Raw genomic sequence first — 18,878 nt, forward strand, 5'->3', positions numbered from 1 at the left:
GTATAACCATGTTCAATTCATGTTAATTCAAAGTGACGTTCACGTTAAGGCTTTCATCCCGGATATCACCGACGATTTCTTCCAGCAGATCTTCCATGGTAACAATTCCGGTAATGGCACCTGAAGTGTCCGTTACAGCTGCCATGTGAACCCGGGTCGTCTGCATCCGCAGAAGCACATCCCGCAGGTTCTTGCTGGCCGGAAACTTCGGAATATCGTGAATGTAGGACTGCCAGTTCGTTGCTCTTCCGGCAGCAACACTGGTCAGCATCTCTTTGGTGTTCACATACCCTGTGAACCGCCCGGTTCCATCAGCAGCGACTACGGGATAACGGGTGTAATCATGTTCGCCCAGAACCTGAATCAGCTGCTCTACAGACATTCCGGCCTGAAGCGTAATTACGTTAGATACCGGAACAATAATTTCGCCGAGTGTCCGTTCATCAAAGGCAAAGATGTTGTTGAGATAGACCAGTTCCGTTTTGTTAATCTCGCCGCTTTCGTAGCTCTGGTCAACAATCCATTTCAGTTCCTCCTCGGAATGGACCGTTTCATGGCCGGCCGGCTTGACTCCGAAGATACGGAGCAGCAGCCGGGCGGAGCCGTTAAGAGCTGTAATGAACGGGTACGTGATTTTACCGAACCAGAACAACGGCGGAGCCAGCAGCAGTGTCATTCTCTCGGCATACTGGATGGCAAGGGTCTTGGGTGCAAGCTCGCCGATAACCACATGCAGGAAGGTGATGATCGACAATGCGATCAAATAGGAGAGCAGGGTGGATAATGCCGCCGGCACTCCCATCTGGTCGAACAGAGGATGAAGAATCCGTTCAACCGTCGGCTCACCCAATGCCCCGAGCACCAGTGCGGTAATAGTGATACCGAGCTGGCAGGCAGACAAATAGTAGTCGAGATCATGTGCCACTTTTTTGGCGGTTACTGCTTTTTTGTTGCCTTCACTGATTAGTTGGTCGATACGTGACATACGTACTTTTAGAATCGCAAACTCGGCTCCGACAAAAAAAGCGGTAAGGCCGATAAAGATCGCAACCATTATTAAATTTATCGTTATAACTCCGTCCAAAGTTTTCCCTCAGCGTGAGGGATTCACCTCCAAAGTAATAGATAAGTCAATTATTCTTAATGCTGTACCTGCGGCTGATTGTAGTGGAGAATGACTTGCTTGATCTGGAAATTATCCATTTCCATGATCGTCCAGCTCTGTCCGCCGGCTGTAAATTCATATCCCGCTTCAACAGACGTGCCTTCACGGAACTGAATCCAGCCTCCGATAGTATCGATTTCCTCACTATCATCAAACGTAAAGCCGAACTGCTCCTCAATATCCTCAAGCAGCACACGCCCGCTGATAACATAGGTCTGTTCATCCATCCGCTGAATTTCTGACACTTCGTCAGCATCGAATTCATCGCGGATCTCTCCGACCAGCTCCTCCAGGATATCCTCCAGTGTAAGAATCCCGGCAGTACCGCCGTATTCGTCTATGACCAGGGCCATATGCATCTGCTCCTGCTGCATTTTCAGCATCGCTTCCTTGATCGGCGTTACCGAGGATACGGTAGGAAGGCTGCGGACGAATTCCTTCAGATGAGGCTCGCGGCCGGCAATAATGTGCGGAAGCATCTTTTTCACATTGACCACACCAAGCACTTTGTCTTTGTTCCCGGTCTCAATAACCGGATAACGGGTATAGTTATTGGTGTCGAGAATGCTGATAATATCTTCATTTGACATGTCATATTCCAGCGCCACCATCCCGGTTCTCGGAATCATGATATCCTTGGCTATACGCTCATCGAAAGAAAATACGTTCTCCAGATACTCCAGCTTTTGTTCGTTAATTTCGCCGCCTTTGAAGCTCTGAGCCATAATAATCCGCAGCTCTTCCTCCGAATAATGGTCCTCATGGCCGGCGGGCTTAACGCCGAACATACGCAGAATGACCCGGGAGGTTCCGTTCAGCGCCACGATAAAGGGGTGCATAATTTTACCGAACCAGTAAAGCGGCGGAGAGAGCATCAGTGTAAGCTTTTCAGAAAACTGAATGGCCAGTGTCTTGGGCGCCATCTCTCCGACAACCACGTGGAGGAAGGTTACAAATATAAAGGCAATTGCATAAGACGCTATAGAAGACGAAGCTTCAGAGACATTTAAATAATCAAATACAGGATAAAGTATACGCTCTACCGCCGGTTTACCGATTGCACCAAGCCCCAGAGCCGTTACAGTGATACCGAGCTGGCAGGCGGACAGATAGTAGTCCAGATCACCGACCACTTTTTTTGCGATAATTGCTTTTTTGTTGCCTTCATCAATCAGCTGTTCAATCCGTGACATCCGCATTTTAACGGCTGCAAATTCAGAAGCTACAAAAAAAGCTGTCATTACAATTAAAACTGCAAGGATAATTAGGTTAGTTAAGGTTATTAAATCCAATCCTTTCCCTCAAAAGAGGGATTCACCTCCAAGTTGAATTAAGGACGTATTTGTGATTCGAACGTAAGCGCCGGGTTATTCATACAGCCGTGGAAGCGGATCAATGTAGGAGCACAATCCATTTGCAATATCGCCTTCCCATTATTGTTCGCCCCCCTTCATAAGATATACGAATGAGTATAACATAACTCAACCCTAACCATCCAGTTGCACGTCATGGTTTGGATTGAGTGAAGCCGTATTATGAAATGCGCGTAAGCTGGAGAGGATATAACTTGAAATAGATAAATGGGGTTTCCTGATTTATAACCTTTGAATACGGAAATAAATCAGGAAGGGGGTACAGCAGGGTAGGGGGAGTTTTTTTCGACACGGAAAATTCAATTGAACGAATCTATAAAGGAGCTATATGAGCACATAGGTAGCTCTTAATGGACCGTGCACACCGACTACCAGCTGCATTTCAATATCAGCGGAATTGGAAGGGCCGGAGATAAAGTTGATGGATGAGCCGACCGGCTCGCCTGCCTCAATGCGGCGGTTCAGGTCAGCGGCAGCTTGAGTAGAGCGCAGCACAATCCGTTCCTTTTCAATAACGGCAATATAATGCTCAGGTAAAAAATGCAGGGAGCGCCCCTGATCAGGCCTGCTCTCAATAACGACGGTGCCTGACTCGGCAAGTACATAGTCGGCAAAAATGATAGCCGTATTAGCGGCTTCAGCTATGCTGATATTTCCCTCCCGGCCTGCAGCCTCCGACCATACGGCTGAACCCGGAAAGCTGAGTCCATAGCGGCTAAAACGCAGGTCTCCCGAGGTCATCACGGTACCGCCGCCATTGGCTGCAATCAGATCACTCAGCGTCTGCTGCAGAAGCTCAGGTGTGGATTCAATAAGCTGGGTATGGATGAAGAAGCATTGCTCCTTTAGGATATCAATCAGATCGTCAGAAGTAAGGGTTCCATAGCTGTCGGGAATCATTCCCTTGATATCTGGACGCTTAACGCCGTACGCGCGCTCCCGGCCGAGACTGGAAGCCACTCTGTTCAGAAAGGACTCCCTGTTGTTGTTTTTGTTTATAGCAGTCATTGTTGTGTACCTCCCTGACGTTCCTTCATCCAGGTGCGGAAGCTGTCCGCCTGCTTAACGGGCTGATTCAGATCCCGGACACCGACCCAGCCCTGGATCAGCCCTGGTCCCCGGACGATTCTGCCGTGCTTACTCATCATCCGGCTGCCCGGATTAGCCAGACGCAGCACCTTGCCGAACATAGAGGGGGAGGAGAGCAGGCGTCCGGCTGCCTTCATCTGGAAGCGTTCGGCCGCCCCGGTCCGCTTCTCCTTGACGATATTTTGCCGGTGCATGATCAGCTGCTCGTGCAGAGGAATTTTGACCGGACAGACGTCGGTACAAGCCCCGCACAGACTGGAGGCAAAGGGCAGCTCCTTGTAATCATCATATCCGCCGAGCAGAGGTGTAATGACCGCTCCGATCGGGCCGGGATAGATGGAGCCATATGCATGCCCGCCGATATGCCGGTAGACCGGGCAGACGTTCAGGCAGGCGCCGCAGCGGATACATTGCAGAGCTTCGTTGAATTCGCTTCCGAGAATCTCAGAGCGTCCGTTATCGACGACAACCAGGTGGAATTCTTCCGGACCATCGCTTTCTCCGGCTCGCTTGGGACCCATGACGGTGATATAACTGGTCAGCTTTTGCCCGACAGCACTCCGGCACAGCAGATTGTCCAGCACCTCCATTTCCTCCATGGTCGGAACAATCCGCTCCATCCCCATAACAGCGATCTGGGTCTTGGGAATTGCTGCAGTCAGATCCCCGTTGCCTTCATTGGTTACCAGATTGATTGCACCCATATTGGCTACGGCAAAATTGCACCCGGTGATCCCTACATCTGCCTCCAGAAACTTCTGGCGCAGCACTTCCCGGGCATGGCGGGCCAGCTTCTCCGGGCTTTCATCTCCTGTATAACCAAGCTTTTCTGTGAATACCCGCTTAATCTGGTTGCGGTCCTTATGAAGGGCAGGGGCGACAATATGTGAAGGCGGGTCCCAATCATCAATCTGCAATATATATTCGCCAAGGTCGGTCTCGATCAGGTCACAGCCTGCTTCGAGCAGCACCTTATTCATTTCAATTTCCTCAGTCACCATGGACTTGGATTTGACGATTTTTTGGGCCTGCTTCGAGACAACAACGTCCCGGATATAGCTGCTGGCCTCTTCCTTGGTTGCGGCAAAATAGATATGACCGCCTTTGGCCTCAATATTATCTGCCAGCTGGTTCAGATAGAAATCCAGGTTCTGCAGGGTATGCTGACGGATGGTCTGGCCGATAAGCCGCCAGGCTTCCCAGTCCCCGAGAGCGGTAGCGGCAGTAAGCCGTCTGGTCTTAAGGCTGTCCTGAGCGGAGCCTACGGCACTGCGCATAAAAGCATTACCGATACCGTCCGCCGTCCGCTCGCCGAACTCCCGATTATCTGTTTTCAGGCTCATGAGGAGATGCCTCCTTTGGCTGCGGCTGGTTCGCCGGTATGGTTCAGTACCTCAGCAATATGCATGATTTTGATAGGCAACCCTTTGCGGGACAGCCGGCCGCCGATGTTCAGCAGGCAGCCCATGTCTGCGCTAATGAGGATATCCGCCCCCGTTTCAATCACACTATCACATTTTTCATCCACCATTTGTCCGGATATTTCCGGCATTTTTACTGAAAAAGTCCCGCCAAAGCCGCAGCAGTTATCGCTGTTCTTCAATGGTTCGAGCTGTAGTCCGCGGACCTGTTCAAGCAGCTGATACGGGGTTTCCTTTTCACCAAGCAGTCTTGTCATATGGCAGGACCGGTGATAGGTTGCTGTTCCGTCAAGCCTTGCCCCGACATCCGTGATTCCCAGCACTCTGACGATGAATTGGGTGAATTCGTACGATTTCTCTTTTAAGGCAACCGCTTTCAATTCCCAGTCCGGATCACCTTTAAAAATCTTCGGGTACTCATGGAACATGGCAATGCAGGAGCCGGAGGGGCCGACGACATACTCTGAATGCTCAAAGGCGAGCATCATATTCTTCATAGCCAGCTTGGAATCCTCCAGATACCCGCTGTTATACGTGGGCTGGCCGCAGCAGACCTGCGAAGCCGGATAATCAAGCTCACAGCCAAGCCTTTCAAGGACTTCAACCATTGCTTTTCCCGCTGCGGGGGTCATTAGGTCTACTAAACAAGTCGAAAAGATGCTTACTTTCATTCCTGTTCCTCCAATCGCGACGTTGGTAGTTATAGCTTAACTCAAGAAGTCAATGAAAAACAACATAAAAACACATATAAAATGTGTATGTTGTTGACATAAAATGTTGTTAGCGTTTACACTGGAGAGGAAGTGATGGAATAATTTATCTTGAGGGGGAGTACAAGTGGAAAAGCATTTGATGTATATCAACGGCCAATTTACCGAATCAGAAACCCAAGAGTGGATGGATGTTACCAACCCGTCAACCGATGAAGTTATTTCACAGGTACCCAAAGCGACCAAAAATGACGTCGTGCGTGCAATCGATGCTGCAGATGCAGCACAGTCAGCCTGGGAAGAAACCCCGGCAGTAGAAAGAGGAAGGTATCTGCACGCCATTGCGGACGGAATCCGGACTGAGGCGGACAGCATTGCCAGGCTTATTTCCGAGGAAGTAGGCAAGACGCTGGAATTGTCCACAGTGGAAGTGAATTTTACGGCGGACTACCTGGATTATATGGCTGAATGGGCACGCCGCTACGAGGGTGAGATTGTCCAGAGCGACCGCGATAACGAGAATATTTTTGTGTTCAAACGTGCCATCGGGGTAACTACAGGGATTCTGCCCTGGAATTTCCCGTTCTTCCTGATTGCCAGAAAAATGGCACCCGCGCTGATTACCGGTAATACGATTGTAGTTAAACCTAGTGTGGAGTCACCAAATAATGCTATAGCTTTTACCAAAATTGTAGATAAAGTAGGTCTGCCAAAAGGTGTATATAACCTGGTGACAGGCAGAGGCGGCGAGGTCGGTAATGAGCTGGCCAGCAACCCGAAGGTGGGCATGGTCAGCCTGACAGGCAGCGTTCCGGCCGGACAAAAGGTAATGGAGGCGGCAGCCGAGAACATTATCAAGGTTAGCCTTGAGCTTGGTGGTAAAGCGCCGGCCATTGTAATGGCTGATGCGGATCTGGATCTGGCGGTTAAAGCGATCGTTGATTCCCGCGTCATTAATACAGGCCAGGTGTGTAACTGTGCAGAGCGTGTGTATGTGCATGAATCCATTAAGGATGAATTTACCGCCCGGCTGGTTGAAGCCATGAAGGCCGTGAAGTACGGCAATCCGTTGGTCGATACCGGCATCCATATGGGGCCGCTGATCAACAAGGCTGCTCAGGATTCTGTTCAGCAGAAGGTTGACCGGGCTGTCGAAGAAGGTGCGAAGGTTCTGCTCGGCGGTAAAAAAGTCGAAGGCACAGGCAGCTTCTTTGAGCCGACGGTCATTGCAGATGCTACGAATAAGATGGAGATTGTGCAGGATGAGATTTTTGGTCCGGTTATTCCGATTGTTACGTTCGCGACACTGGATGAAGCGATTGAGCTGGCGAATGACAGCGAATTTGGCCTGACCTCTTCCCTGTATACGCAGAACCTGAACGTGGCGATGAAGGTAATCAAGCGGCTGAAGTACGGGGAAACCTACATCAACCGCGAGAACTTTGAAGCGATGCAGGGCTTCCACGCCGGCTGGCGCAAATCCGGTATCGGCGGCGCTGACGGCAAGCATGGCTTGAATGAGTATCTGCAGACTCAGGTGGTGTACCTGCAGTATGATAAGTCGGTTAACTGATGAATTTCAGAAGGAACATTGAAATGCACTAATTTAATTATAGCTACAGGCTCCCGGGCATTCCGGGGGCTTTTTTGAGTTTGGTGCTTGTGGAGGGAGAGGTGATAGGTGAGTAGGGAGTAGGGGGTAGGGAGAATGGAGGGAGGCAGTTAGGGAGAGAAAAGTAGATAGTGGAGTAGATAGTGTAATAAATAGTAGAGTAGATAGTATATAGGAGATAGGAGATAGGAGATAGGAGATAGGAGATAGTAGGTAGTAGGTAGTAGGTAGTATATAGAGTTAGAGTGTTGTATGAGTTTAGTATAAAAAGGTAAATGCGGCGGCTCAGTCGGAATCAAAGGGAAAAATCCCTTTGGTGAAGCCAAAAGCGGAGGTTCGGTCGGAATTAAAGGGAAAAGTCCCTTTGGTGAAGCCAAAAGCGGAGGTTCGGTCGGAATTAAAGGGAAAAATCCCTTTGGTGAAGCCAAAAGCGGCGGCTCAGACGGAATCAAAGGGAAAAATCCCTTTGGTGAAGCAGAAAACGGCGGCTCGGACGAAATCAAAGGGAAAAATCCCTTTGATTCACTCAATACCAGTCTGCCCCGCAGCGGCTCTCCTCCGAGCAGCAGCAGATCTCCCAAAAAACGGCGCTTAAAGCCGCTTCTTCAGATAATACTTCGTATGACCTTCATTCGGGCAGTCCTTGATCTCACCAAAAATTTCGTAGCCCTGCTTCTGATAGAAATGCGGCGCTTGCCAGCTCATGGTGGTAAGCTCACTCACTTTGCAGCCGAGCTGACGGGCACGGTTCTCAATCTCAGCGAGCAGGGCAGCCCCAAGGCCGGTCCCTCTGCAGGTAGGATCGACTGCGAGCAGGTTCACATTCAGAATGTTCCAGGCTACATCTCCTGTGACTCCGCCCACAAAGCTGTCATTCTCGTATGCGGCAAAAGAGAGCATTGTCCGCTCATAGGCCGGAATGCTGTTATCCGCACCATGGCGGTGCTCTTCCAGTAACCTCGTTATTTCCCTCTGATTGTGTGCTGCATCCAATTCTGTGATGTTCAAGCATCTCACTCCTTTTGGCTAACTATAACATACTGTAGCAGCATATCAGAGAAAGCAGGTCGCTAGCCCGCTAAGTCTGCTTTCACCACATTATGCATAAAAGTCCTTAAAAAAAAGCGGGAAAACCTAAAAAAGTCGCATACCAATCACAGCACAGGTATCCTACAATGAAGTCAAATCCGCATACTATACAGAGAAAGTAGGAAAGAGACATGCTACAGAGTAAAGACCGCAATTGGGTGGATTCCGTAATCGGAAAAATAACAGCCAAGCTGGATACTGTCAGTGAAAAATCAAAACACAAAATTCCTTATACTACCGTTAACGGAACACATGATGACAAGGCGGCACATAATGTAAGCGGCTTCGATGCCGATGGCATCTGCTGGTGGACTAACGGCTTCTGGGGCGGCATGCTGTGGCTGATGTACCATGAGACCGGCAATGAAAAATACAAGGAAATCGCAAATATCTCCGAGGAGCTGCTCGACAAGTGTTTTCAGGACTTCTACGGCCTGCATCACGATGTAGGCTTCATGTGGCTGCCTACCAGTGTTGCCAACTACAAGGTGACCAAGAATCCGGAATCCCGCAAAAGAGCACTGCATGCCGCCAATCTGCTGGCCGGCCGGTTTAATCTGGCAGGGGGCTTCATCCGTGCCTGGAATGACCTGGACGAAGGCGATACCAGAGGCTGGGCCATTATCGACTGCATGTTCAATATTCCTCTGCTGTACTGGGCGACTGAGGAGACCGGAGACCCGCGGTTTAAACAAATTGCCATGCGGCATGCCGACACGGTCATGTCCACCTTCGTACGGCCGGACGGCTCGGTCCACCATATTGTCGAGTTCGATCCGTTTAACGGCGGGGTAGTCCGTACATTTGGCGGACAAGGCTATGCGGACGGCTCCTCCTGGACCAGAGGACAGACCTGGGCGCTGTATGGCTTCATGATGAGTTATATCCATACCGGCAAAGAAGAATATCTCCAGACTGCGAAGCAGATTGCCCACTATTTCATGGCTAATATTCCGGAGGACGGGGTCATTCCGCTCGATTTCCGCCAGCCTGCTGAGCCTAAGCTCGAGGATGATACGGCTGCGGCCATTGCCGCCTGCGGATTGATTGAGATTGCCAAGGCTGTTGGTGAGCTGGAGCGTGAGCTGTATCTGAATGCTGCGCTTAAGCTGCTGCGGGCACTCGATGAACGTTCCGACTGGTCGGACGAGAATGACTGCATCATCCAGAAGGGCTCCGAGGCTTATCACAAGCCGCGCAACCAGCATCACCATGCGATTATTTACGGGGACTATTATTTCATGGAAGCCATGTTCAAGCTGAAGGGAAATGACCTGTATTTGTGGTAGAAAAGCAGACCAAGCGGGCTGCCCCGACTCCAATTCAAAGTGAGGATATCTATACTATGAGCCACATCATCAAGAACCCGGTCCTGCGGGGCTTCAATCCCGATCCGTCCATCCTCAGAGTTGGGGATGATTACTATATTGCCACCTCAACCTTCGAATGGTTCCCGGGCGTGCAGATTCATCATTCCCGGGATCTGGTCAACTGGGAGCTGATTACACGCCCGCTTAACCGGGTCTCCCAGCTGGACCTGCGCGGCATTGGTGCTTCACAGGGAATCTGGGCACCATGCCTGACCTATGATAACGGCACGTTCTATCTCATATACACTGTAGTGAATTCCTTTTATGTAAAAATGTACGATACACCTAATTATCTGGTTACCGCGGCGGATATCCGCGGTGAGTGGTCGGAGCCGGTCTACCTGAACAGCTACGGGTTCGATCCGTCCATGTTCCATGATGAGGACGGGCGTAAGTATATCGTAAGCATGGTAACCGATCACCGGGTAACGAAACGCTACAGAGGGCATCTAGTCATTCAAGAGTACTCAACTGCGGAGCAGATGATGATTGGTGAGCCTGTAACCATCTATGCGAGCCATGATACATATCTGGAGGGTCCGCATATTTATAAGCGGGGCGGCTATTATTACCTGTTCGCTGCGGATACCGGAACAGGGGAAGGTCACGGCCAGAGCATGCTGAGATCCAGAGAGCTGTTCGGGCCTTACGAAGCTTACGAGGGCAATTCCCTGATGACCTCCAGAGACAATCCCGGGCTGCCGCTGCAGAAGGCGGGCCACGGCGATCTGGTTGAAACCCAGAACGGGGAATGGTACATGGTGCATTTATGCGGCCGTCCCTTAGAGAACCGGACGGAAAAAGGAGAGCGGAAATATACACTCGGGCGTGAAACGGCGCTGCAGAAGGTAGAGTGGACCGAAGACGGCTGGCTGCGCCTGGCGAATGGCTCGGTGCTGCCTGATACCGAGGTAGAAGCTCCTGACCTGCCGCTGCACCCGTTCCCGGTGAAGCCGGCAAGGGATGATTTTGACGGTGCTGAGCTGGATATCAGCTTCCAGTCTCTGCGGGTTCCGCTTGACGCCTCATTCTATTCTCTTAGCGAGCGGCCAGGTTACTTGCGGCTGTACGGCCGCGAAGGGCTCGGTTCAAAATTCCGGCAGAGCCTGATTGCCAGACGCTGGGAGGAGCATCGCTTCACGGCAGCGGCAGCGCTTGAATTCGAGCCCTCCAGCTTTAAGCAAATGGCCGGCCTGATCCTAATGTATGATACCCAGAACTATTACTATCTCCATGTTACACATCATGAGGATCTGGGACGGTGCATTAGCATTCTCTCCGCCGTTAACAACAGCTATTCCGAGCCTGCCGGATATGTACCGCTGCCGGATAACGCAAAGCGGATTCAGCTGCGCGCTGAGGTCGATTATGACAGACTGCAGTTCTCCTATTCTGTAGATGGTGAAGACGGATATGAGGTTATCGGGCCAGTGCTTGATGCGAGTACTTTGTCTGACGAAGCCTGCCAGGAGGGCTGGTTCACCGGGTCCTTTGCCGGCATCTGCTGCCAGGATTTAACCGGCTTCCGCCAGCCGGCCGATTTCGATTATTTTGAGTACTATAACAGGGATCAGGCGGGCATTGCTGATGGCCATGAATGATGTTTTTGATGTGAAGCGGTACGGCGCTACTGGTGACGGGGTAACGGTGGATACCCGTGCAATCCAGCAGGCGGTTGATGAATGCCATAAATCCGGCGGCGGGGCTGTCGTGCTAAGCGGCGGAACGTTTGTTTCGGGGACGATTGTCCTCAAATCGAATGTGAACCTACAGCTTAATCCTTCCGCAGTGCTGCTTGCCAGCCCGGACATCCGCGATTTTGCGGAGGACACCCATTATAACCGCTATATTAATGAAAAGGATATGGACAGATGCTTCATCTATGCGGAGGATGCTGTCAATGTCAGCATTTCCGGACAGGGTGAGATTAACGGCAACGCTGAGAAATTCCCTAATGAGGGCAGTATCTTCCGGCCGATGATGATGCGTTTTCTGCGCTGCAGCAACATTCATGTCACCGGACTGAGACTTTATAACTCGACTGCCTGGACGACCGCCTTTCTGGATAGTGAAAACATCTGGTGTGAAAATCTCGATATCAGGAACGATAAAAAATACAACGGTGACGGACTGGACTATGACGGCTGCCGGAATGTGTTCATTTCGGGCTGTAAAATCCTCGGTACCGATGATAATCTCTGTCTTCAAGCCGGCAGTAAGGATTATCCGATGAAAAATGTGCATATCGTCAACTGCCATTTCACTTCAATCTGCGCCGGTATCCGGATCGGGCTGAAGTCCATCGGGGATATATCGAGTGTCACGATCCATAACTGTACCTTCGAAAATGTCTGGCGGGAAGGAATCAAGATTGAATGCACGGAGGGCGGCAGCATTAGCGATATCGTGGCTTCCGGGCTGGTCATGCGGAATGTATCCCGTCCCGTCTTTATTCTGCTGAATAACCGGCTGGAAGAGATCGGCTCCTCCATCGGCCTAGAGCGCATGCCGGAGATCGGCTCGCTTGAACGGATTATGCTGTCAGATATCATCGCCACTGACGATGAAGAGATGTACAAGACCCATTACCGGTTCACAGATGACATTATGGGCAGCCCGTCCTTTAACGGTATCCGTGTTGATGCGTGCAGGGAGCATCCGATCCGCGATCTGACCCTCAGAAATATCATGTATACTTGCGCCGGTGGCGTACAAAATGCTGTTATACCTGCTGCTTACCCGCAGGTTCATGATATGCGGCTGGAGCATCCTGAGGCAGTTGCAGAGAATTACTATCCTGACTGGAGCCGGACCACCTTCATGGATATCCGGAACGTAGAGCGGCTTACCGTGGACGGAATCAGATTCCATGCGCTGCGGGAGGATACACGGGAATCCTATATAATAGAAGGAAGTAATACGCTCAAGCTGGATATTATGGAATATTAGCTGCGTCAAGGGTGTGACCGGTAGCATAAGGACAGCTGATAGAGGATGATAATGTGAATGGATTATACGACAGATGCTTTTATAAAGACCTTGTATCAGGAGACTGAAACGGCTAGAAGCAGCCGGAATTCCTGCCTGACACAGGAAGAACAGCGGGATCGGCTGATGGGCAGACTAAAGCAGGCACTGGGAGAGCTCCCGGAGACTTCAGGTCCTCTTAATCCTGTACTGCTGGAGCGTGTTGAATATAAAGATTTTATTCTTGAGCGCATTACCTATTCTACGGAGGAAACTCTACATGTACCCGTTATCGTGCTGGTTCCCTTGACAGGCAACGGGCCGTGGCCGGCTGTAGTGGCCTGCCACGGACATGGCAACGGCCAGCTGGATGCTGCCGGACTGAATTCGGATTACAGGGAATTAGAGGAGACGGGTATACACAACCGGTTCGCTGTCCAGCTGGTCAAGCAGGGGATGATCGTCGTGATCCCTGAAATCCTGGGCTTTGGAGTGCGCCGGGTGGCAGAGGAGATGAAGAACGGTTCCAGTCCAAGCTCCTGCAGCACCCTGGTTTCACAGCTTATGTTATTTGGCAGGACACTTGCCGGAATGAGAGTCTATGAAGCGATGCGGGCGGTGGATTATCTTTCGATGCGCCCGGATACTGATTCTTCCCGTATCGGGGTATTCGGCTTCTCCGGAGGCAGTCTCATTGCGGCCTATGCAGCCGCGCTGGATGAACGGCTCAAAGCAGCTGTGCTGTGCGGCTGGACTAACACCTTTGTCGGCAGCATACTGGCTATGCATCACTGCATTGACAATTATCTGCCCGGGATATTGCAGGTTTCTGAGCAGCCGGAGTTGGTGGGTTTAATCGCCCCCAGAGCCTTGTTCATTGAATCGGGCGTCCATGATGCCATCTTTCCTGTGCCGCACGTACATTCTGCCCTTTCCCGGCTGCAACAGATATATTCCGGCTGCGACTCCGAATCCCGGCTGTCCTATGATCTTCACCCTGGCAGCCATGAGATTTCCGGAAAAGTCTCCGTGCCGTGGCTCTACCGGATGCTGACCACTAATGAAATAAATCTGAACTTTATAGATTGAACTTATGAGGAGTCACATGCAATCCCAAAACAGCAATATTATTAGTTAAATCTATATAGTTAGTTGATTTGCGCCACTGCTTCATTCCACATGAAATCACAAAAAGACTCAGCCTGAGCTGGCTGAGTCTTTTTTGAATTCCGCCGCAAGCTGCTCTAACGCTCAGACCGTCCCCGTAATCTCAATAAACTTGCTCGCCGCCGTAGTCAGCGGCATGTTGCGCATAGTCATAATACCCACTTGGGCGGGAGGCAGCTGAACATCCAGCTTAATCTCGAACAGCGAGCCTTCCTCCAGTTCCTTGGAGACAAACTCGCGGGTTACGAAGGAGATACCGAGTCCTTTGCGGGCAAATTCGATCAGCAGTCCGACGCTGCCAACCTCGATTTCCGGCTTTAGCTCATAGCCGTAGCCCCGGAAAAGGTCACTGACGGCTGTACGCGCACGGCTCCTGCGGGAGAACAGAATAATCGGATGGCGAAGCAGCTCTTCGATGGTAAGCACCTTATCCTTCAGCTCCGGATAATGGCTGCTGCCTGCCACGAAGCAGTCCTGCAGCTGCAGCCCCTGCCATACTTCGAGCTGGGGATCGGCGATCGGAATGCGGACGACGCCCAGATCGACCTGGCCCTCTTTTAGATATGAGATGACTTCCGGGGTGGTTCCGTGGATCAGGTGCAGCCGGATGCCGGGGTAACGCTGGTGAAAGGTTTCAATAAAGGGCAGCAGGTAATGCTTGAACAGGGAATCACTTCCGCCGATGCGCAGTTCTCCGTTATCGAGATTTTTGAGCTCGGCCATTTTTTTCTCAGCTTGGGTGATGAGAATATGCGACTGCTCAATGTAGGAGTAGAGCACGGCTCCCTCCGGGGTAAGAGTAACGCCTTTGGAATTGCGGTTGAACAGGGTAAGACCGAAGCTGTCCTCCAGCTGCTTGATGGCATGGCTGACGCTCGGCTGGGTGATAAACAGCACTTTGGCAGCCTGAGAGAGGCTTCCTGTTTTGGCAGCCCAATAAAAAACCTTGTATAATTCGAAATTGTTCATAGACACAGTCTATAGCTCCTGTACAATATATTAATTACTTGTATAGCTCGTATTTGTATTATAGTGGAACAAGGAAAGATAAACCATAGCAGAAGGAGAATCGAGATGGAGGCGACCACATTTGTTTTATTCGGAGCAACAGGAGATCTGGCCCGCAGAAAAATATACCCTGCACTCTACAACCTGTTTCTCGACCGCAAGCTTCATGATTCCTTCGCTGTAATAGGACTCGGCAGAAGAGAAGTTGCTGATGAAGCTTACCAGGCCATGGTGGAGCGCTCGCTCCGGGATTTCTCCCGGCGTGAAGTTAAGGACACAGCGTCCGTACGCAGCTTCCTGAAGGCCTTCCGATATAATGTGCTGGATGTCGGGCACACTGAAGATTATGTGAATTTGCTTGAACGGGTGGAGCAGCTGGAGGCAGGCATGGGCAGTGCTCCTAACCGGATGTTTTACTTATCGGTGGGGCCGGAGTTCTTTGAGCCGATTGCCCTCAACATTGAAGCCAGCGGTCTCGGTGCAGCCAAAGGCTGGAAACGTCTTGTCATCGAGAAGCCCTTCGGGCATGATCTGAAGTCTGCGCAGGAGCTGAATCAGACGCTCAGCAAAGCTTTTACCGAAGAAGAGATTTACCGGATTGACCATTACCTGGGCAAACCGATGGTGCAGGAGCTGGACGTATTCCAGCAGACCAACCCGGTGCTGCACGCGCTCTGGAACAACCGATATATTGCTAATGTTCAGATTACCGCTGCCGAAACGGTCGGAGTGGAGGAAAGAGCAGGTTATTATGATCATGTTGGCGCATTGCGGGACATGTTCCAGAACCATATGCTTCAGCTGCTGATGATGCTTGCGATCCGCCTGCCGAAGGACAGCTCTGCGGACGAGGTCCGCTTCAAGAAAAAAGAAGTGATGGAAGCCCTCGAACCGCTGGATGAAAATAATATCGAAGCCAGTGTTATCCGTGCCCAATACACCGCTGGTGCAATTAAAGGCTTAGCTGTTCCCGGCTATCGTTCTGAAGCAGGTATTTCCGCCGGTTCGGTGAACGATACGTTTATTGCCGCCAGACTGCAGATTGATGATCCGTTCTGGAAGGGCGTTCCCTTCTATATCCGGACAGGCAAGCGCATGAAGGAGAAGTCGACGCGGATTGTCATCGAATTTAAAGAGCCGCTGAAGCAGAGCTCAACCGTAGAAGAGGATGATATTCCCAATCTGCTGGTGTTCGAGATCAGCCCGAATGAAGGTATTACTTTGCAGCTGAAGGCCAGAGATCCGCGGAACAAAGGCAAATTCAAGGCCGTACACATTGACTTCCATACCAGCTCCATTGAGGTGCCGGAGGCGTATGAGAACCTGATCTATGATGCGCTGCAAGGCGACCCGTCGTTCTTTGCCCACTGGAATGAGGTTGAGCTGTCCTGGAAATGGGTGCAGCCGATCCTTAACGCTTTTGCCGGCAATTCTGTGCCGTTGTACTCTTATGCTGCAGGTTCACACGGACCGGCTGAGTCTGACCAGCTGCTGGCGCAGGACGGCCATCACTGGTGGCTGGATGCCCCGGTTGACGCGGAAAGCGAAATAGCTCTGCCGGATGCTTCAAATTTTTAAATCAAATATTGATAAAAATGAACTTGAAGTATACCAAATTAGGGAAGAATACTCCTTAAAGATTGCCAAAAGTTCATTTCATATAGTTCAACTACAAACTGGAGGTTACCACAATGAAATTTTTTATCGACACAGCAAATGTAGAAGACATCAAAAAAGCATACAAAATCGGAGTCCTGTCCGGGGTTACCACCAATCCGTCGCTCGTTGCCAAAGAGGGCGTGAAATTTGAAGACCGCATTGCCGAAATTCTCCAGACTGTACCTGAAGTGGAATCCGTATCCGCTGAAGTAACGCCTGACGCTGTAACTGCAGAGCAGATGATTGCCGAGGCCGATGAGCTGATCAAGATCAACAATTATGATAAAAATATTACGATCAAGCTGCCGATGACTCTCGCGGGTCTTGAAGCCTGCCGTTACCTGACCCAAAAAGGCGTAAAAACCAACGTAACGCTAATCTTCACCGTGAACCAGGCGCTGCTGGCCGCCCGTGCAGGTGCCACTTATGTATCTCCGTTCCTCGGCCGTCTGGATGATATTTCTGAGGATGGGGTTCAGCTGATTGTAAAGGTTGCCGAGCTGTTCCGCATTCATAAGCTGGACGCTCAGATTATCGCAGCTTCCGTCCGTCATCCGGATCACGTTACCCGTGTAGCCATGGCTGGTGCGCATATCGCCACTATTCCGTTCAGCGTAATTGAACAGATTTCCAAGCACCCGCTGACTGATCAGGGGATGGAGAAGTTCGCTGCCGACTGGAAGAAGGCTCCGCAGGTTTAATAATCCGGAATATGAAAGGAAGGTCTATTAAAGATGAGTAAACAGCAGATCGGAGTAGTCGGCTTAGCCGTTATGGGTAAGAACCTGGCTATGAATATGGAAAGCAAGGGCTTTTCGGTAGCCGTTTATAACCGTTCGAGTGAGAAAACGGATGAGCTGCTCGCTGAAGCAGCTGGCAAAAACTTCGTCGGTGCCTACAGCATTGAGGAATTCGTGCAGTCGCTTGCGCTGCCGCGCAAAATTATGATTATGGTCAAAGCCGGCAAGCCGACTGATGATACGATTCAGCAGCTGGTTCCGTTCCTTTCGCCGGGCGATATTCTGATTGACGGCGGTAATGCGTTCTTCCCTGACACACAGCGCCGCAACAAGGAGCTGCAGGCTCAGGGCTTCCGCTTCATCGGTGCCGGGGTATCCGGCGGTGAAGAGGGCGCACTGAAAGGGCCGGCGATTATGCCGGGCGGACAGCAGGATGCCTACGAGCTGGTAGAACCGATTCTGACGGCTATCTCCGCAAAAGTGGACGGCGACCCGTGCTCGACCTACATCGGACCGGACGGTGCGGGACACTATGTCAAAATGGTCCACAACGGCATTGAGTACGGCGATATGCAGCTGATCGGCGAAGCTTACCAGCTGCTGAAGGATGTGCTGGGGCTTGATACCGCTGAGCTGCATGAGATCTTTGCTGAATGGAACCGCGGCGAGCTGAGCAGTTATCTGATCGAGATCACAGCCGACATCTTTGCCAAGGCTGACCCTGAGACGGGCAAGCCGATGGTTGACGTTATCCTTGATTCCGCCGGCCAGAAGGGTACTGGCAAGTGGACCAGCCAGAACGCGCTGGATCTCGGCGTGCCGCTGTCTATTATCACAGAATCCGTCTTTGCCCGCTTCCTGTCTGCGATGAAGGAAGAGCGTGTGGCGGCCAGCAAGCGTCTGCAGGGTCCTGAAGTCAAGAGCTTTGACGGAGATGCCAAGGCATTTATCGAAGCTGTCCGCAAAGCGCTGTATGCCAGCAAAATCGCCTCCTACGCCCAGGGCTTCGCCCAGATGCGCGTAGCTTCAGACGAATACAACTGGAGCCTGAATTACGGAAGCATCGCTATGATCTTCCGCGGCGGCTGCATCATCCGTGCCGGCTTCCTGCAGAATATCAAGGATGCCTATGACCGTGATCCTGAACTGAAGAACCTGTTCCTCGATGAATACTTCAGTAATGTTGTCCATAACTATCAGGACGCATGGAGAGACGTAGTAGCACTTGCGGTGAAACGCGGGATTCCGGTTCCGGCCTTTGCATCCGGACTGGCTTATTATGACAGCTACCGTTCGGCAAGACTCCCGGCCAACCTGCTCCAGGCACAGCGTGATTACTTCGGTGCACATACCTTTGAACGTGTTGACAAGCCGGGCAGCTTCCACTTCCAGTGGATGAGCCAGGGCGAATAATCTGATCGTTGTAAGAAGCCCGGGTCTCTCGACCCTGGCTTTTCCTTTTGAAGGGATCAAGACTTGATATGCGCTTTTATGCTATGATCTTGTTA

15 protein-coding genes are annotated in these 18,878 nt (G+C 51.2%); 8 read left to right on the forward strand and 7 right to left on the reverse strand.

Annotation, left to right across the window (positions count from 1 at the left end; all coding sequences use genetic code 11):
* Nucleotides 1–22: 22 nt before the first annotated feature.
* The 5 genes from R70331_RS15150 to R70331_RS15170 form a co-directional block, all read right to left on the reverse strand.
* Nucleotides 23–1,084 (reverse strand): hemolysin family protein, encoded by a 1,062-nt coding sequence (locus R70331_RS15150; protein WP_042176866.1) that lies wholly within the window; start codon nt 1,082–1,084, stop codon nt 23–25.
* Nucleotides 1,085–1,140: 56 nt separating this feature from the next.
* Complete coding sequence (locus R70331_RS15155) at nt 1,141–2,457, reverse strand: hemolysin family protein (protein ID WP_042176869.1); 1,317 nt, start codon at nt 2,455–2,457, stop codon at nt 1,141–1,143.
* Between the two features lie 405 nt (nt 2,458–2,862).
* The gene (locus tag R70331_RS15160; protein ID WP_042176871.1) at nt 2,863–3,546 is read right to left on the reverse strand and encodes a LutC/YkgG family protein; all 684 of its coding nucleotides are present in this window, start codon (nt 3,544–3,546) and stop codon (nt 2,863–2,865) included.
* Nucleotides 3,543–4,970, reverse strand: coding sequence for a LutB/LldF family L-lactate oxidation iron-sulfur protein (locus tag R70331_RS15165; RefSeq protein WP_042176872.1), 1,428 nt, complete (start codon nt 4,968–4,970; stop codon nt 3,543–3,545). The genes R70331_RS15160 and R70331_RS15165 overlap by 4 nt, the downstream gene beginning before the upstream one ends.
* Nucleotides 4,967–5,719 (reverse strand): (Fe-S)-binding protein, encoded by a 753-nt coding sequence (locus R70331_RS15170; RefSeq protein WP_042176875.1) that lies wholly within the window; start codon nt 5,717–5,719, stop codon nt 4,967–4,969. The genes R70331_RS15165 and R70331_RS15170 overlap by 4 nt, the downstream gene beginning before the upstream one ends.
* A 166-nt stretch (nt 5,720–5,885) precedes the next feature.
* On the opposite strand from R70331_RS15170, the gene aldA reads away from it, so the two are divergent.
* Nucleotides 5,886–7,331 (forward strand): aldehyde dehydrogenase, encoded by a 1,446-nt coding sequence (gene aldA / locus R70331_RS15175; RefSeq protein ID WP_269322194.1) that lies wholly within the window; start codon nt 5,886–5,888, stop codon nt 7,329–7,331.
* 630 nt (nt 7,332–7,961) lie between these two features.
* On the opposite strand, the gene R70331_RS15185 is transcribed toward aldA, so the two are convergent.
* Entirely contained in the window at nt 7,962–8,378 is a 417-nt protein-coding gene (locus R70331_RS15185; RefSeq protein ID WP_042176879.1) for a GNAT family N-acetyltransferase, read from the reverse strand.
* Nucleotides 8,379–8,590: 212 nt separating this feature from the next.
* On the opposite strand from R70331_RS15185, the gene R70331_RS15190 reads away from it, so the two are divergent.
* From R70331_RS15190 to R70331_RS15205, 4 genes are read left to right on the forward strand one after another with little or no spacing between them, the layout of a single operon-like run.
* Nucleotides 8,591–9,748, forward strand: a complete 1,158-nt coding sequence (locus R70331_RS15190) for a glycoside hydrolase family 88 protein (protein ID WP_042176881.1) — start codon at nt 8,591–8,593, stop codon at nt 9,746–9,748.
* Between the two features lie 56 nt (nt 9,749–9,804).
* Nucleotides 9,805–11,430: a glycoside hydrolase family 43 protein gene (locus tag R70331_RS15195; RefSeq protein ID WP_042176883.1), complete on the forward strand. Its 1,626-nt coding sequence runs from the start codon at nt 9,805–9,807 to the stop codon at nt 11,428–11,430.
* Complete coding sequence (locus R70331_RS15200; RefSeq protein WP_231576294.1) at nt 11,417–12,778, forward strand: glycoside hydrolase family 28 protein; 1,362 nt, start codon at nt 11,417–11,419, stop codon at nt 12,776–12,778. The genes R70331_RS15195 and R70331_RS15200 overlap by 14 nt, the downstream gene beginning before the upstream one ends.
* Before the next feature lie 57 nt (nt 12,779–12,835).
* Complete coding sequence (locus R70331_RS15205; RefSeq protein ID WP_042176885.1) at nt 12,836–13,885, forward strand: dienelactone hydrolase family protein; 1,050 nt, start codon at nt 12,836–12,838, stop codon at nt 13,883–13,885.
* Between the two features lie 162 nt (nt 13,886–14,047).
* Here the strand turns inward: R70331_RS15205 and R70331_RS15210 are convergent, their stop codons facing one another.
* The gene (locus R70331_RS15210) at nt 14,048–14,932 is read right to left on the reverse strand and encodes a LysR family transcriptional regulator (RefSeq protein ID WP_042176887.1); all 885 of its coding nucleotides are present in this window, start codon (nt 14,930–14,932) and stop codon (nt 14,048–14,050) included.
* 105 nt (nt 14,933–15,037) lie between these two features.
* Here R70331_RS15210 and zwf point away from each other — a divergent pair, with 105 nt between their 5' ends.
* The 3 genes from zwf to gndA all read left to right on the forward strand — a co-directional run bounded on the left by zwf (nt 15,038) and on the right by gndA (nt 18,783).
* Nucleotides 15,038–16,549 carry a glucose-6-phosphate dehydrogenase gene (gene zwf / locus R70331_RS15215; protein WP_042176890.1) on the forward strand — a complete coding sequence of 504 codons (1,512 nt, stop codon included), beginning with the start codon at nt 15,038–15,040 and terminating at the stop codon, nt 16,547–16,549.
* Between the two features lie 113 nt (nt 16,550–16,662).
* Nucleotides 16,663–17,331 carry a fructose-6-phosphate aldolase gene (gene fsa, locus R70331_RS15220; protein ID WP_042176891.1) on the forward strand — a complete coding sequence of 223 codons (669 nt, stop codon included), beginning with the start codon at nt 16,663–16,665 and terminating at the stop codon, nt 17,329–17,331.
* 33 nt (nt 17,332–17,364) lie between these two features.
* Nucleotides 17,365–18,783, forward strand: a complete 1,419-nt coding sequence (gndA, locus tag R70331_RS15225; RefSeq protein WP_042176893.1) for an NADP-dependent phosphogluconate dehydrogenase — start codon at nt 17,365–17,367, stop codon at nt 18,781–18,783.
* Nucleotides 18,784–18,878 lie beyond the last annotated feature (95 nt).

Origin of the sequence: Paenibacillus sp. FSL R7-0331 (assembly GCF_000758645.1) — a bacterium.
Lineage (GTDB): Bacteria > Bacillota > Bacilli > Paenibacillales > Paenibacillaceae > Paenibacillus_AQ > Paenibacillus_AQ camerounensis.

What these genes read in the sequence shown, in the direction of transcription:
- R70331_RS15160 (WP_042176871.1), bottom strand. Translation starts at nt 3,546, where the DNA reads ATGACTGCTATAAACAAAAACAACAACAGGGAGTCCTTTCTGAACAGA.
- R70331_RS15165 (WP_042176872.1), bottom strand. Translation starts at nt 4,970, where the DNA reads ATGAGCCTGAAAACAGATAATCGGGAGTTCGGCGAGCGGACGGCGGAC.
- R70331_RS15170 (WP_042176875.1), bottom strand. Translation starts at nt 5,719, where the DNA reads ATGAAAGTAAGCATCTTTTCGACTTGTTTAGTAGACCTAATGACCCCC.
- R70331_RS15190 (WP_042176881.1), top strand. Translation starts at nt 8,591, where the DNA reads ATGCTACAGAGTAAAGACCGCAATTGGGTGGATTCCGTAATCGGAAAA.
- R70331_RS15195 (WP_042176883.1), top strand. Translation starts at nt 9,805, where the DNA reads ATGAGCCACATCATCAAGAACCCGGTCCTGCGGGGCTTCAATCCCGAT.
- R70331_RS15200 (WP_231576294.1), top strand. Translation starts at nt 11,417, where the DNA reads ATGGCCATGAATGATGTTTTTGATGTGAAGCGGTACGGCGCTACTGGT.
- R70331_RS15205 (WP_042176885.1), top strand. Translation starts at nt 12,836, where the DNA reads ATGGATTATACGACAGATGCTTTTATAAAGACCTTGTATCAGGAGACT.
- R70331_RS15210 (WP_042176887.1), bottom strand. Translation starts at nt 14,932, where the DNA reads ATGAACAATTTCGAATTATACAAGGTTTTTTATTGGGCTGCCAAAACA.
- zwf (WP_042176890.1), top strand. Translation starts at nt 15,038, where the DNA reads ATGGAGGCGACCACATTTGTTTTATTCGGAGCAACAGGAGATCTGGCC.
- fsa (WP_042176891.1), top strand. Translation starts at nt 16,663, where the DNA reads ATGAAATTTTTTATCGACACAGCAAATGTAGAAGACATCAAAAAAGCA.
- gndA (WP_042176893.1), top strand. Translation starts at nt 17,365, where the DNA reads ATGAGTAAACAGCAGATCGGAGTAGTCGGCTTAGCCGTTATGGGTAAG.